Raw genomic sequence first — 13,348 nt, 5'->3', positions numbered from 1 at the left:
TGCCAGCAGAGAGCCGGTGTTGCGAGGGTGGCCGCCGGTCATGCGGTGCCGCCTTGACCTGCCTCGAACCTCTCGCGTTCGCAGGCTTCGCGCGCCGTGACCGTCCTGCCATCCATTGCTGCACCCGCCTCCGCAATGATGACGCCCGCATGCTGCGTAACGTTCCCAACGATCGCCTTGCCTCCATCCTGCACCGACAAATTCTGCACCGTGACCCCGCGCTCGCCATTGTTGCGGTGCCGGCTGAGCGCTTCGATCTGGGCCGCGAAGGTGCGGGCGAGCCGGCCGAGGGCGCGCGTGACGCTTTCCTGTTGCGCGATGTCTTCGGTGCAGGCGAGGCGGCAGGCGCTGCGCATCGCCGCCACGTGGACGGACACCATCTGCGCCGCCAGCATGGCCTCGATGGAATCGCGCGGAGCGATGCTTCGCATCATCGAGATCATGAAGGCGAGATTGGCCGCGTTGGGCCGTTGTCGGATCGCGCTGGCCTTCACCAGCTGCGCCAGGAGCCCATCGAGCGCGTCGCGGTCGACGGCGCCGAGCGCTTCGGCCAGCAGCATTTCGCCGGCTTGCGGGTCGGGATGGTCGATCGAAAATCCGCGCGCGAAGAGCTTGATCCGCGGTAGTGTTGCGGTCGCGGCGCGATCGGTCGCGACGATCGGCGCCGTCTTGGGTTTCGGTGATGTCGTCATGTCGATGGGTCCTTTGCGCGTGCAGGCGTGCGGGTCCACGCGCGCAGAAGCGCGGTACGCCGCCTGAATTTCGGATGTCGATGAGGATCTCGCGCTGGCAACCGTGTCGCGCGGCCCGTCGGGCGACGGGCAGGGGTCTCGAGGATTGCTGCGAGGATGACATTGTGCCGGTGTTTTGCCCGACGGGTCAAATGATTTTGCAGGCCTCGCTTGCCGCGCGGCGGAATTGAACCGGGGCGCGGCGCGGCAGAAACGCGATTGCGTAAATCGCTGCGACCGCTAATCATCGCCGTCGAATGCGTCACGCCATCGAGCACAGAAGTGACGCCGGCCCCGGGGAGAGAACCAATGCGACCAACGCTTCGCCTGCTGGCGGTCATCGCCGGCCTATGCGCCGTGCCGCTCGCGGCGCAGGCCGATGCGGCAAAATATCCGGTGCGTCCGGTCAAGATCATGGTCGGGTTCAGCGCGGGCGGTCCGGTCGACGTGGTCGCGCGCATCGTCGCCGACCGGCTCGGCAACAAGCTCGGACAGCCCTTCGTGGTCGAGAACCGCGCCGGCGCCAACGGCATGATCGCCGCCGAAGGCGTGGCGCATGCGGAAGCCGACGGCTACACCGTCCTGGCCTGCAACTCATCCACGATCACGCTCAACAAGACGCTGTTCAAGGATATCCGCTACGATCCGATCAGCGACTTCGCGCCGCTCACCACCGTCGTCTCGGCGCCGCTCGTGCTGGTGGTCAATCCCGAGAACCCCAAGACCGCCGGCATCAACACCGTGGCCGATCTCGTTGCCGCGGCCAAGGCCGCGCCGGGCGCGCTCGCCTACGGCTCGGGCGGTAACGGCAACCTCGCCCATCTCGCCATGGAGCTATTGGGCCAGAAGGCGGGCATCAAGATGATCCACGTGCCGTATCGCGGTGGCGCTGCGTCCGAGGTCGGCATCCTCGCGCAGGAGGTGTTGGCGGTGTTCGATCCCCTGTCCGCGGTGCCGCTGGTGAAGGCCGGCAAGCTGCGCGCGCTCGCGGTGTCATCGGCCGAGCGGCTGCCGTCGCTGCCGGATGTGCCGACCGTCGCGGAAGCCGGCTATCCCGGCTTCGACCTCTCGTTCTGGGTCGGCTTCTTCATGCCGAAGGCGACGCCCGCGCCGATCCTCGAGACGCTGCACCGGGAGATCGTCGCGGCCGCGAAGAATCCGGCGGTGCAAGAACGGCTCGGCTCGCAGGGCGTGGTGAGCCTGCTCAGCCCGGCGGACTACGCCGCCAAGATCGCGAAGGAGACCAAGGAACTCGCCGAGGTCGTGGCGGCGGCCAACATCAAGTCGGATTGAGATCAACGTCTGCCGCCTGCGGTACAAGGAACGTGGATGCCCGGGACGAGCCCGATGGGGCCGTCGTGCCGCCGTTTTGCCCGGCAAATCAAGGAGTTTTGTCCGTCGGGCAACGCGTCATGCCGGCAACCGCCGGCTACTGTGCATGGGGTTGTTTTCGCGTTTTTTGTGCGGGAGCGTCGGCTACAGCCACAGGATCTGCTTGCGATAGCCGAGATCGGTGAGCAGCGGCGCCGCCGGCCCCTGGTGAAACACCGCGCCGCGCTCCAGCGCGAAGACGCGGTCGGCAAGCGCCAGCACGAGGTCGAGATTGTGCTCGACGATCACGATCGACATCTGCCGGCGCAGCTGGTCGAACACTTTGAACAGCTCCAGCGTCACCGCCGGCGCGAGGCCCTCAAACGGCTCGTCGAGCAGTAGCAGGCGCACATTGCCCGACATGGCACGCGCGACCGCGACCATCTGCTGCTCGCCGCCGGAGAGATAGTCGGCCGCGATGTTCATGCGCTCCTTCAGGCGCGGGAAAGTGTGCAGGATCTGCTCCTCGTCCCACGCCACGCCGTCGCTGCCGTCGGTCTTGCGCGCCAGGCGTCCGAGCGCGAGGTTCTCGCGCACGGTCATGCCGGCAAACAACCCGCGGCCCTGCGGCACATAGCCGACGCCGCGCCGTGCGATGTCGGGCGCGGGGAGGGTTGCGATGTCCGTGCCGCGATAGTCGATGGTCCCGGACGCCGCCGGCACCAGCCCGGCGATGGTCTTCAGCAGCGTCGATTTGCCGGCGCCGTTGCGCCCCAGCAGCGCGACGATCTCGCCCTCGCGCACGTCGAGCGCGGCGTCGCTGAGGATGTGGCTCTTGCCGTAGAACGTGTTGACGCGATCGAGCCGCAGCACGGTCGCGTGCGCGCCGGCCGCGCTGCCGCTGCGGCGGTGCTCGACCGCGGGAATGCCCTTGCCGGTATAGATCTCCTGCACCCGCAGGTCGGCCCGCACCGCCTTCGGGCAGTCCGACATCAGCACTTCGCCCTGATTCATCACGGTGACGACCTGCGAGAAGCCGAGCACACGGTCGATGTCGTGCTCGACGATCAGCACGGGAATGTTGGTCGCGATGTTCCTGACGAGATTCGAGACGCGTTCGCGCTCGGCGGCGGCAAGGCCCGCGAGCGGCTCGTCGAGCAGCAGCACCTGCGGCCTGGAGCCGAGCGCGATGCCGAGATCGACCAGCCGCTGCCCGCCATAGGACAGCTCGCCGCCCTCGATCTCCTCGATGCCTTCGAGTCCGAGGAATTTGACCAGCGCGGCAGTCTCGGCGTGGATGTCCTGGTACGCGTCGATGTCGTTCCAGATGTTGAAGCGCATGGCGCGCCGAGCCTGCAGCGACAGGCGCAAATTCTCGTAGATCGTGAGCCCGCGAAACAGATTGGTGATCTGGAACGAGCGCGCCAGCCCCCGGTGGCAGATCAGATTCGCCGGCACGCCGGTGATGTCGCGGCCGTTGAGGCGGATGGTGCCCTGGTCCGGCGCGTAAAGGCCGGAGACCAGGTTGAACAGCGTGGTCTTGCCGGCGCCGTTCGGCCCGATCAGTGCGTGGATCTCGCCTGCCGCAACCGTGATGCTCGCATTCTCGACCGCGCGGATGCCGCCGAATTTCCGGGAGACGCCGCTGACCTCCAGCACCGTGCCCTTCAACGCCTCCGGCCGCAAAAAGTCCGGCAGCGGCAGCCCGTCATAGATCTTGCGCCGGCTCATCGCGGCGGTTTCCTCCGGCGCGGGACGGAAGCGCCGCATGATCACCGAACCGATGCCGACGAGGCCGCCGGGCGAATACATCACGAACGCCACGAAGATGAGGCCGAACCAGAACAGCCAGTCCGACGTCCAGATCGAGAACAGTTCTCTGAACAGGATGAAGAACACCGCGCCGAGCGCAGGCCCGAGCAGGCTGCGCATGCCGCCGATCACGACCATGGCCAAGAGTTCGCCGGCGAACGGCACCGAGACGGCTTCGGCCGAGACCAGATAGTTCAGGAACGCGATCAACGCACCGGCAAGGCCGGTGACAACGGCGGAGATCACGAACACGGCGAGCTTGTAGCGCTCGACCGGATAGCCCTGAAAACCCGCGCGCAGCTGGTTCTCGCGGATCGCCACCAGCACATGCCCGAACGGCGAGCGCACCAGGCGCATGAGGATATAGAGCACGACGAGCCCGATCGCGGCGACCACGGCGTAGTAGCTGAGCGCGCTGTCGAGACTGATCGGCCCGATGTCACCGCGCTTCAGCCCGCCGAGCCCGTCCTCGCCGCCGGTCAGGCTGGTCCAGCGGAAGGCGGTGGTGTAGACCAGCGCGGCCAGCGCCAGCGTCAGCAGCGAGAAATAGACGCCGCGCCGGCGTAGGATCAGCAGGCCTGTGACGGCCGATGCGATCGCGACGACGATCATCGACCCGAGCAGCGGCAGCCAGATTTCGCCGGGGAAGACGCGAAGCTGGATCAGTCCGGCGGCATAGGCGCCGATGCCGAACCAGGTGCTGTGGCCGAACGAGACGAGGCCGGTGTAGCCGATGCAGAGGTTGAGCCCCATCGCCGCGATGGCAAGACCGAGCATCCATGTGCCGGTGTTGAGCGACAGGCCGAGCGCCTTCAGCACGAAGGGCAGCGCGATGACCGCGATCGTCGCGATCAGCAGCGGCTTGAGCCTGTCGATGGTCGAGGCCCGGGTCATTCGAACTTCTCGATGCGCTCGCCGAGCAGGCCGCGCGGGCGCACCAGCAGCACCAGAAACATCAGGATGTAGATCGAGGCCTCACCGGCGGCCGGCTCGAAATGGATGGCGATGCCGCGCACGACGCCGACGAGGAGCGCCGCGATGATGACGCCCCAGAAGCTGCCGAGCCCGCCGATCACCACCACGACGAAGGCGATCGTCATGATCTCGGCGCCCATCGCCGGGTGCACGGTCGTGATCGGCGCGAAGAAGGCGCCGCCGAGCGCGGCCATGCCGACGCCGAGCATCACGATCGCGGTCATGTAGGGCTGAAGCCGGATGCCCAGCGCCGCGACCATGTCCGGCCGCTGGATGCCGGCGCGCACCACGCGCCCGAACGAGGTCTTGTGCAGCAGCAGCCAGACCCCGACCAGAATCGCCGCCACGACACCCAGGATCAGGAGACGATAGCGCGAGAACAGGAAGTCGCCGACGATCACAGAGCCGCGAAAGCTCTGCGGGATCTCGGTCGACACCGGCGCGGCGCCCCAGATCATGCGGATCGCCTGCTCGGCGACCATCGCAAGCCCGAAGGTCACGAGCAGGCTGAGGATCGGGTCGGCCGTGTAGAAGCGTCGCAGGATGAAGCGCTCGAAGAGGATGCCGAGCAGCGCGACCGCGAACGGCGAGACCACCACGGCGGCGCCGAAGCCGAGGCGCTTGGTCAGTTCGACGCAGACATAGGCGCCGAGCGCGTAGAAGGCGCCGTGCGCGAGGTTGACGATGCCGCCGACCGAGAAGATCAGCGACAGTCCGAGCGCGATGAGCAGGTAATAGCCTCCGAGCACGAGGCCATTCACCACCTGTTCCAGCAAGAACTCGAACTGCATGTTGCGTCCTTGCCGCGAGGGCGCGCGTCAGGCCTTCATCTCGCAGGGATTTTGTTCTCTGGTCGGATAGATCTGTTCCAGCGCATCATTCGCCGCCGGCACCGCATCGCCGAGTACCAGCATGTCCCACTGGTCCTTCATCTGGTCTTTCGGCTTGACGGTGAACGGATAGGCCTCCTGCACGAGCTGGTGATCCCAGGTGCGGAAATAGGCTCTTCGCGCTTTTCCGATGTCGAACTGCGTCTGCTTCTCGAAATAGGCGATCAGCTCGTCGCTCGCGGTCGACTTGGCGGTGTTGATCGCTTCCGCCAGCAGCTTCAGCGTGATGTAGTCGATCCAGGCGTGGTTCTCCGGCGGCTTGCCGTATTTCTTGCTGAAGGCTGCGACGAAGGCCTGCGACGCCGGATTGTTCAGCGTGTGATACCAGACCGTCGGCCAGGTGCCGCTGAGATTGCCGGCGCCCGCCGCCCAGGCGTCGCCGGTGTTGAGGTTGAAGCCGACCAGCGGATAGGGCAGGCCGAACTCGGCATATTGCTTGACCAGGTTGGTGACCTGGTTGCCGGCGAGGTTGCAGCAGACCACGTCGGGCTTCGCCTGCCGCACCTTGAGCAGATACGGGCTGAAATCGGTGACGTCGGTCGCGATCAATTCGTCGCCGATCAGGTTGGCGTCGTGCGCGCTGAAGAAGGTCTTCGCGGCCTTCAACAGATCATGGCCGAAGATGTAGTCGGCGGTGAGCGTGAAGAACTTCTTCCCCTTCACCATGCCCTTTTGCGATAGCGCGGTGCCGACCGCGTTGACCATCACGGTGTTCGGGATGTCGCAGTGGAACGAATATTTGTTGCAGTTCTTGCCGCGCAGCGCGTCCGAGCGCGCGCCGGTCGAGAAGAACACCTTCTTGTTGCGTTCGGCGACCTGCATTATGGTGAGCGAGGAGGCCGAGGAAATCTCGCCAAGCAGCACCACCGCGCCGTCCTGCTCGAGCATGCGCTGTGCCTTGGTGGCCGCGGTGGCTGGATTGATCGAGTCTTCCGAGAGCAGGTCGATCGGCTTGCCCAGAAGGCCGCCGGACTGATTGATCTCCTCCGCCGCGAGCTTTGCGCCCAGCTGTGCGTAGCTGCCGATCACGCCGAGAAAGCCGGTGAGCGGCGTCAGGTGACCGATCCGGATCCTCTCGGCCTGGGCCCTCACGATTGCCGGAAACCCAAGTGCGGACGCGCCTGCGAACGCGGCGCCCGCCCGTAACAACGTCCGTCGCGGGTAGCGGATCATCTTTGTGTCCTCCCGGTGCATCGTGTGTCTCCCTTCAAGATCGGTTATCCGACATTGTGAGAGATGTTTTTCTAATGCTGGAGGATAATCCCGAACGCCATCGCCGGTGTCAACCGGCAAAATCGCCGCTTGGGCGCGGCTCAGGCCTTTTGCGTGAGCGCTTTGCGCGCCGCGCCCTTGGCCCCGAATTCGGCCGAGAGCCGGTCGGCGGCAGCTTGTACGACCTGCGCGCTGGCGTGCAGGGCCTGGTTGGAGAGCCGCCAGATCGGGCCGGAAATGCCGAGCGCGCCGATCACCTGGCCGGTGAAGTCGGTCACCGGCACGGCGACGCAGCGCACCTCCATGTTGAATTCGCCGTCGTCGAAGGCGACGCCGGTGCGCTGCACCTCGGCGATCTCGCGCATCAGCGCGCCGGCGTCGGTGATGGATTTCGGCGTCGACGGCTTCAGTTCCGCGCGATCGATGAACCGCTTGAGCTGCTCGGGGCGGAGCGAGGCGAGGATGATCTTGCCGAGCGCGGTGCAGTGCGCGGGCCGCACCACGCCGACGCGGTCGGTCAGCTGGAACGCGCCGGGGCCGCTCGTGCGCGCAATGACGATCACGGCATCGCCCATCCGCACGGCAAAATGGCTGCTTTCGCTGGTCTGGCGCGACAGCTCCTCCAGAACGGGGGTCGCGACGTTGACCATCTCGATCTCGTCGAGCGCGGATGCCGCGAGCGCAAACAGCGGACGGCCGATGCGATAGCGCTTGTTGTCCTTCTCCTGGCGAAGGTAGCCGAGCGTGACCAGCGTCTTCGCCAGATGAAAGGTGGTCGAGTTGTGCAGGCCGACGAGCTTGCTGAGCTCCGCAAGCCCGATCCCTTCGCGATGACGCGCCACCTCTTCGAGAATCGAGAAGGCGCGGCCGAGCGACTGAACGCCACCGCCACGCTGCTTGTCGTCGGCCTCGTCGTCGCCATCGGCTTGCGGCGCGGGGATGAGTTTGGCGATCGCGGTCTTGCGTGGACTTGCAGGCTTCTCGCCGGTAGCGGGCTTGGTACGCGATCTCAAGGACAAGGCCCCCTCTGGTGAATCGTCATGACGCCGTTCGTTCGACAGTAGCACGCAACCAGCACAGCCGTCGGCGCGGAGCCTCGCGTTTCCTCAGCTGACAGACTACCACAATATAAATTGACGTACAGCATTATGAGAAATAGGGTGTCCGCGGCTCAGCGATGACCGGCCGCGTTTTCCGCATCGGTCCACAAGAAGTCGTGGGCCGGCGGGAGACGGGTTGATGTCGAAAAACATGCTCAACGGCGCCCAGGTCATTGTCGATTACCTGATCCAGGAAAAAGTGCCGCAGGTGTTCGGGCTCTGCGGCCACGGCAACATCCAGTTCATCGACGCGCTGTACGAGCGCTCCTCCGAGATCAAGACGATCTCCGTGCATCACGAGAGCGTCGCCGGCTTCATGGCCGACGTCTACTACCGCGTCTCCGGCAGGCCRACGGCGACCTTCACCTCCTGCGGGCCGGGCTCAGCCAATCTGCCGATCTCGCTCGCGAACGCCTTCCTCGATTCCGTGCCGTTCATGGCGATCACCGGCAACGTGCCGACCAGCCAGTTCAATCGCGGCGCGTTCCAGGAGATGTACCGGCACTACCAGGCCGACTTTCCCTCCACCGTGCGCACGATGTGCAAGAAGGTGTTTCAGCCGACGCGCGGCGAGATGGTGCCGCTCGCGGTGCGGCAGGCCTGGAAGACCATGGTCACGGGGCGGCCGGGGCCGGTGGTGATTGACGTACCGTTCGACGTCTTCATGGAGGCTGCTGCCGAAGAGGCACCGAAGGCCAGCGAGTGGAGCGCCAACATCTCCAGCCGTTGTGGTGCCGATCCCGAAGGCGTCGAGAAGGCGGTCGACATGCTGCTTTCAGCGGAGCGGCCGGTGATGCTGGTCGGGCAGGGCGTRCGCTATGGCGGYGCGGCGGACGAATTGCGCAAGCTCGCCGAGCGGCTTCAGATTCCCGTCGCGGCCTCCGCGAGCGGTCTCGGCGCGCTCGACGTCAATCATCCGCTGGCGCTTGGCCTCGTCGCGCGCGCCGGCCACTATCAGGCCAATCATGCGACCCGCCAGGCCGACGTGCTGCTCGCGCTCGGCGTCCGCTTCGACGACCGCACGTCGAGCTCATGGATTCCCGGCTATTCCTTCACGATCCCGCCAACGCGGCTGATCCATGTCGACATCGATCCCGAGGAGATCGGCCGCAACTATCCTGTCGCGCTCGGGCTGATGGCCGACGTCCGCACCTTCCTGCGTCAGATCCATGCCGAGCTCGATCGCCGCGATAATCTCTTCAAGAAATCCGATGCGCGCAAAAAATGGCTGGCGCAGATCGACACCTATCGCAAGGAGTGGGACAAGTTCGTCGCGCCCGGCTTCTCCGACGATACCACGCCGATCAATCCGCAGCGCGCGGCGGCCGAGATCGACAAGGCGCTGCCGGAGGATGCGATCCTGGTCTCCGACATCGGCGTGCATCACAACTGGCTGCTCGGCTTCTGCAAGCCGAAGCGGCCGGATTCGCTGATCGGCTCGATGGGCTTTGGCCCGATGGGCTTCGGCGTCGCCGGCGTGATGGGCGCGAAATTCGCCGCGCCCGATCGTCCCTGCGTGTCGGTGTGCGGTGACGGTGCCTTCTTCATGCACGCCAACGTGCTGGGTACGGCGGTCGAGTACAATCTGCCCGTGGTCTGGGTGGTCTGGAACAATTACGCCTATGCCTCGATCCGCGGACTTCAGCGCGGCTATCTCGGCGGGCGCGAGCTTGCGACCGACTTCAGGCATCCGGAGACGGGCCAACGTTACAATCCCGACTTCGCGGCGATGGCGCGCGCCTGCGGCGTCGAAGGCGTGCGGGTCGATCGCGCCGGCGACATTGGTGAGGCGATCCGCAAGGGCATTGCCGCCAACAAACCCTATCTGATCGACGTCGATATTGCCGCCGACATCAATCCGATTGGCGCCGGTGTCTGGGAATTGCCAGGCCTCGGCCAGAGCAAGGCCGGCATCGGCACACGTTTCCAGCCGGGCTGATCGCGCCGCTATCAATCGCCAATCAACAAGATATCGGGGAGATGGGAATGACGCTCGCAGGCAAGAAGGTCGTCGTGATCGGCGGCTCCTCAGGCATCGGCCTCGCCACGGCGGAGCTGGCCAAGGCGCAAGGCGCCGACGTCATCATCGCCTCGCGCAGCGCCGCGAAGCTTGATCCCATCGCCGAGCGGCTGAGGGTGACGGCCATTTCCGCAGACGTCACCGACGACCAGAGCGTCATTGATCTGTTCCGTCGCACCGGTCCCGTCGATCACGTCGTGCTGACGGCCGCGCAGCTCCGCACCGGGCCCTTCAAGACGGTCGCGATGGACGACGTGCGTGCCACCATGGAAGGCAAGTTCTGGGGTGCCTGGCGCGTGGCGCGGGAGGCCGAGATCCGGCCGGGCGGATCGCTGACGCTGGTCACCGGCTTTCTCAGCGTTCGGCCGCGGCCGAACTCGGCGATCATCAGTGCGGCCAATGGCGCGCTGGAATCGCTGGCCCGCGCGCTCGCGCTCGAGCTTGCGCCGGTGCGCGTGAATGCGGTCTCGCCGGGGGTGATCGATACGCCGATCCGGGCGGCGATGCCTGAAGCGGCGCGGAAGGAGATGCTGGCAAAGACCGCTGCCGCGCTGCCGGTCGGCCGCGTCGGCATGGCGGAGGACATCGCCCAGCAGATTGCGAGCTTCATGACCAACGGCTTCGCCACGGGATCGATCGTCTATGTCGATGGTGGCGCGCTGGTGAATTGAGTCGCGCGAAAGGAGCACGATCATGGCCGAGGAGAGCAACGGCGCCTTCATCCGCAATATCGCCGAGGTGCCCTGGCGCGAATTCCCCAATCACTTCGGCGGAGCGCTGTCGAAGCCGCTGGTAATGCCGGAGACCGCCGGCTCGCGCCGCATCGACTACCGCATCTCGATGTACCAGCCGATGGCCTATGTGGCACGGCATCATCACAAGGTGCAGGAGCAGGTCTATCACGTGCTCGACGGCGAGGGGCTGATGGAGATCGCAGGCAAGAACCATGTCGTGCGCAAGCACGACGTGATCTTCCTGCCGCCGGGCGTCGAGCACGCGATCTCGAATTCGGGCCTGACCGATCTCGTGTTCCTAGTGGTGACGTCGCCAGTGACCGACGACGAGAAGCCGGTGTGACCTAGCCGGAGGAACGTTCGCGCGCGGCGATGCGGACGGCGCGAGCTTTCGCGCTCTTTCCGGTCGCGCGCGCCGCGATCATGCCGCGTGCCTTGCCGTGGCTGCTCTTCCGGATCAAGGATGCAAGCCGCTTGCGCGCCCGGTTCGCCGTCATGCGTGCGGCCAGTTGCTCGGCCTTGCGAATGATATTGGCGGCCGTAGGCGTCAGATTCACTGGAACCCAGGCGACGTCCTTTGTCTTGGACAGGGCGCCGATGCCCTCGCAGGGCGCTTCGCGCGGCAGGTCGATCCGGATCGCGAGGGCCTCGGAGCGCTCGGTCCAGTCTTCGGCGTTGGTGCCGGTGATGATCCGGACATAATCGCGCGTCTCGCGCGGCAGTCCGCTTTCCCTGGCAAGCCATTTCTGGATACGACCCGGGCCGGCGTTGTAGGCGGCGGCGGCGAGGCCGAGATTGCCGAAATCGTCGCGGAGCTTGCGCAGGAACTTTGCCGATGCGGGCAAGGCCTTCATCGGGTCGAAGGGATCATCGAGTCCGACCTCCGCGGCCGTCTCCGGCATGAATTGCGCGACGCCCTGAGCGCCGGCCTCGCTGACCTCGTTGGAACGAAAACGGCTCTCCTGCCAGATCAGGCGCGCGAAGAACGGCACCGGAATGCCGCTGGCCTCGGCCGCTTCCCTGAGCGCGCGGCAGAATTGTTCGGTTGGCGAAGCCGGGGTCTGCGTCACAGGTTCGATCGCGCGCGTCGGCTCGATCGCCTCTTCGTAGGATGCGCGCGCATTTGCGAGCTCGATGGCCTGCACGCTTGCGAGGAAGAGCTCGACGAGCGGAACCAGTGACGGTGCGCGATCGGCTTTGGGAGTGGAGTTGTCGAGATGTGATGCTTGCCAGGACGGCGACGAGCCGAGGTCGCAGATCAGAGTCAGGAACGCAGCGCAAGCCGCGACGAGAAATCGCATCTCGGTGAATGTCCTCGAACTGTGGGGAACGACCAGCGCGCGCCGGTGACAAGGACTTCTTAACCGCAATTGCGGCGAAGCTGCGATTCCGGGACACCGCCGGTGTTAGTACGGTGTTCCTGCTGCAGAAAATGCGACGTCAGCCCCGCGGATCTACGGGGCCGCGGGGACATGCAACGCTGCAAGTGGTGTGACGGCGGTTGGGTGGCGCTTACGCCTTTGGAAAGTCCTTGCGCAAGGCGATCTCGGCGGCGTCGCCGGGCGACAGCACGGTCTGCTCGAAGGCCGGCTGCGGCCTCGTCATGATGTCGTAGAGCGAGATGCCCTTGATCGGCTTTTCCATGAGCTCGCGGACGCAATCGGCGAGCGTGCCGTTGTAGACGAGATAGGGCGGACCTCGGTCCTTCTGCCGCTCGCCCTTCAGCGACGGCCATTTCTTCAGTTCAGCCGGCGCGTCATAGACGATCGGCGAGCCTTCCTTGAACATGCGCTTGGCCCCGGGCGGCTTGGACTGCCGGGAATCCTAGGGCCGCCGGGTAAACACACGTTAAAGAATTAGCTCAAATCAGCCGGCAATGAAGGCGAGCAGGGTGCCGTTGGCCTGGGCCGGCGGCACGCAGATCGCAGCCCCGCTGCGGACGCCGGCCGAACCCAGCGCCTTCTCGGTCGCCGCGAGATCGCCGCTCACGAGCACCAGCGCCGCGCCGCCGCGTTCGGACAGCCCTGCGAGCGTTACACCGGGATAACGCTTTCCGAGCTGATCCAGCGTCAGATAGACGAAATCGGCGCGATCGCCGCCGGAGGGCACGGTGACCGCGCCGTCGGCATCAGGCTTCGGCTCGCGGTCGATCAGGCGCGCCAGATGCGCTGCTTCCGTCGCGGGCTCGGGCGTTGCGATCAGCGTCTGCTTGATCCGCTTGGCCGCATTGGCGTGCTTCATCAGCTCGGGAATCCACACGGTGTCGCGGGTCTTGTGCTGGCAGGCGAAGATGCGCACGCCGCCCGGCGCTTCCGCGGTCGGCCACATGAAGGTGCGGAATTTTGCCGCCGACACCGTGCCATTCGGCAGCGTCACCGGCCGTTCGAAATCAGTCGGCCCGATCGGCACCAGGCCGCGCGCGCGGATCTCCTCCGCGCCGGCGGCGGAATCGACCGCGGTGAAGGCGATGCGCTCGATGCCCTCGCCCTGCTTGTCGAGGAAGGCGCGTGCCGGCGCGTTGTGTTCGGTCGCAGCCAGCACGCCGAGCAGCTCCATATAGTCC

At 65.9% G+C, this 13,348-nt stretch carries 12 protein-coding genes; 4 read left to right on the top strand and 8 right to left on the bottom strand.

Annotation, left to right across the window (positions count from 1 at the left end; translation table 11 throughout):
* Positions 1–38: 38 nt before the first annotated feature.
* The gene (locus ACXJL8_RS17020) at positions 39–692 is read right to left on the bottom strand and encodes a hypothetical protein (protein ID WP_456619685.1); all 654 of its coding nucleotides are present in this window, start codon (positions 690–692) and stop codon (positions 39–41) included.
* A 348-nt stretch (positions 693–1,040) separates the two neighbouring features.
* Between ACXJL8_RS17020 and ACXJL8_RS17015 the strand changes: the two genes are divergently transcribed.
* Positions 1,041–2,024, top strand: a complete 984-nt coding sequence (locus tag ACXJL8_RS17015; RefSeq protein WP_456619684.1) for a Bug family tripartite tricarboxylate transporter substrate binding protein — start codon at positions 1,041–1,043, stop codon at positions 2,022–2,024.
* Between the two features lie 183 nt (positions 2,025–2,207).
* On the opposite strand, the gene ACXJL8_RS17010 is transcribed toward ACXJL8_RS17015, so the two are convergent.
* The 4 genes from ACXJL8_RS17010 to ACXJL8_RS16995 form a co-directional block, all read right to left on the bottom strand.
* Entirely contained in the window at positions 2,208–4,748 is a 2,541-nt protein-coding gene (locus ACXJL8_RS17010) for a branched-chain amino acid ABC transporter ATP-binding protein/permease (protein ID WP_456619683.1), read from the bottom strand.
* On the bottom strand, positions 4,745–5,620 hold the full coding sequence (locus ACXJL8_RS17005; protein ID WP_456619682.1) for a branched-chain amino acid ABC transporter permease: 876 nt from the start codon (positions 5,618–5,620) through the stop codon (positions 4,745–4,747). The genes ACXJL8_RS17010 and ACXJL8_RS17005 overlap by 4 nt, the downstream gene beginning before the upstream one ends.
* Positions 5,621–5,647: 27 nt before the next feature.
* Entirely contained in the window at positions 5,648–6,892 is a 1,245-nt protein-coding gene (locus tag ACXJL8_RS17000; protein WP_456619681.1) for an ABC transporter substrate-binding protein, read from the bottom strand.
* Positions 6,893–7,032: 140 nt separating this feature from the next.
* Positions 7,033–7,944 (bottom strand): IclR family transcriptional regulator, encoded by a 912-nt coding sequence (locus ACXJL8_RS16995; protein WP_456619680.1) that lies wholly within the window; start codon positions 7,942–7,944, stop codon positions 7,033–7,035.
* Positions 7,945–8,170: 226 nt separating this feature from the next.
* Between ACXJL8_RS16995 and ACXJL8_RS16990 the strand changes: the two genes are divergently transcribed.
* The 3 genes from ACXJL8_RS16990 to ACXJL8_RS16980 are packed head-to-tail and all read left to right on the top strand — an operon-like array spanning position 8,171 to position 11,128.
* The gene (locus ACXJL8_RS16990) at positions 8,171–9,970 is read left to right on the top strand and encodes a thiamine pyrophosphate-binding protein (protein WP_456619679.1); all 1,800 of its coding nucleotides are present in this window, start codon (positions 8,171–8,173) and stop codon (positions 9,968–9,970) included.
* 47 nt (positions 9,971–10,017) lie between these two features.
* Complete coding sequence (locus ACXJL8_RS16985; protein WP_456619678.1) at positions 10,018–10,722, top strand: SDR family oxidoreductase; 705 nt, start codon at positions 10,018–10,020, stop codon at positions 10,720–10,722.
* A gap of 22 nt (positions 10,723–10,744) precedes the next feature.
* The gene (locus ACXJL8_RS16980; RefSeq protein ID WP_092185744.1) at positions 10,745–11,128 is read left to right on the top strand and encodes a cupin domain-containing protein; all 384 of its coding nucleotides are present in this window, start codon (positions 10,745–10,747) and stop codon (positions 11,126–11,128) included.
* Between the two features lies 1 nt (position 11,129).
* On the opposite strand, the gene ACXJL8_RS16975 is transcribed toward ACXJL8_RS16980, so the two are convergent.
* The 3 genes from ACXJL8_RS16975 to ACXJL8_RS16965 form a co-directional block, all read right to left on the bottom strand.
* Positions 11,130–12,086, bottom strand: coding sequence for a lytic transglycosylase domain-containing protein (locus tag ACXJL8_RS16975; protein ID WP_456619677.1), 957 nt, complete (start codon positions 12,084–12,086; stop codon positions 11,130–11,132).
* A 211-nt stretch (positions 12,087–12,297) separates the two neighbouring features.
* Positions 12,298–12,573 carry a hypothetical protein gene (locus tag ACXJL8_RS16970; RefSeq protein WP_456619676.1) on the bottom strand — a complete coding sequence of 92 codons (276 nt, stop codon included), beginning with the start codon at positions 12,571–12,573 and terminating at the stop codon, positions 12,298–12,300.
* 78 nt (positions 12,574–12,651) lie between these two features.
* Positions 12,652–13,348: VOC family protein (locus ACXJL8_RS16965; protein WP_456685275.1), on the bottom strand; the 697-nt coding region annotated here is incomplete at its 5' end.

The organism is Bradyrhizobium sp. P5_C11_2 (genome assembly GCF_054049755.1).
This window is presented reverse-complemented; position numbering and strand designations above follow the sequence as displayed.

Excerpts from the sequence above, each read along its gene's own strand:
- ACXJL8_RS17020 (WP_456619685.1), bottom strand. The coding sequence starts at position 692 with ATGACGACATCACCGAAACCCAAGACGGCGCCGATCGTCGCGACCGAT.
- ACXJL8_RS17015 (WP_456619684.1), top strand. The coding sequence starts at position 1,041 with ATGCGACCAACGCTTCGCCTGCTGGCGGTCATCGCCGGCCTATGCGCC.
- ACXJL8_RS17010 (WP_456619683.1), bottom strand. The coding sequence starts at position 4,748 with ATGACCCGGGCCTCGACCATCGACAGGCTCAAGCCGCTGCTGATCGCG.
- ACXJL8_RS17005 (WP_456619682.1), bottom strand. The coding sequence starts at position 5,620 with ATGCAGTTCGAGTTCTTGCTGGAACAGGTGGTGAATGGCCTCGTGCTC.
- ACXJL8_RS17000 (WP_456619681.1), bottom strand. The coding sequence starts at position 6,892 with ATGATCCGCTACCCGCGACGGACGTTGTTACGGGCGGGCGCCGCGTTC.
- ACXJL8_RS16985 (WP_456619678.1), top strand. The coding sequence starts at position 10,018 with ATGACGCTCGCAGGCAAGAAGGTCGTCGTGATCGGCGGCTCCTCAGGC.
- ACXJL8_RS16980 (WP_092185744.1), top strand. The coding sequence starts at position 10,745 with ATGGCCGAGGAGAGCAACGGCGCCTTCATCCGCAATATCGCCGAGGTG.
- ACXJL8_RS16975 (WP_456619677.1), bottom strand. The coding sequence starts at position 12,086 with ATGCGATTTCTCGTCGCGGCTTGCGCTGCGTTCCTGACTCTGATCTGC.
- ACXJL8_RS16970 (WP_456619676.1), bottom strand. The coding sequence starts at position 12,573 with ATGTTCAAGGAAGGCTCGCCGATCGTCTATGACGCGCCGGCTGAACTG.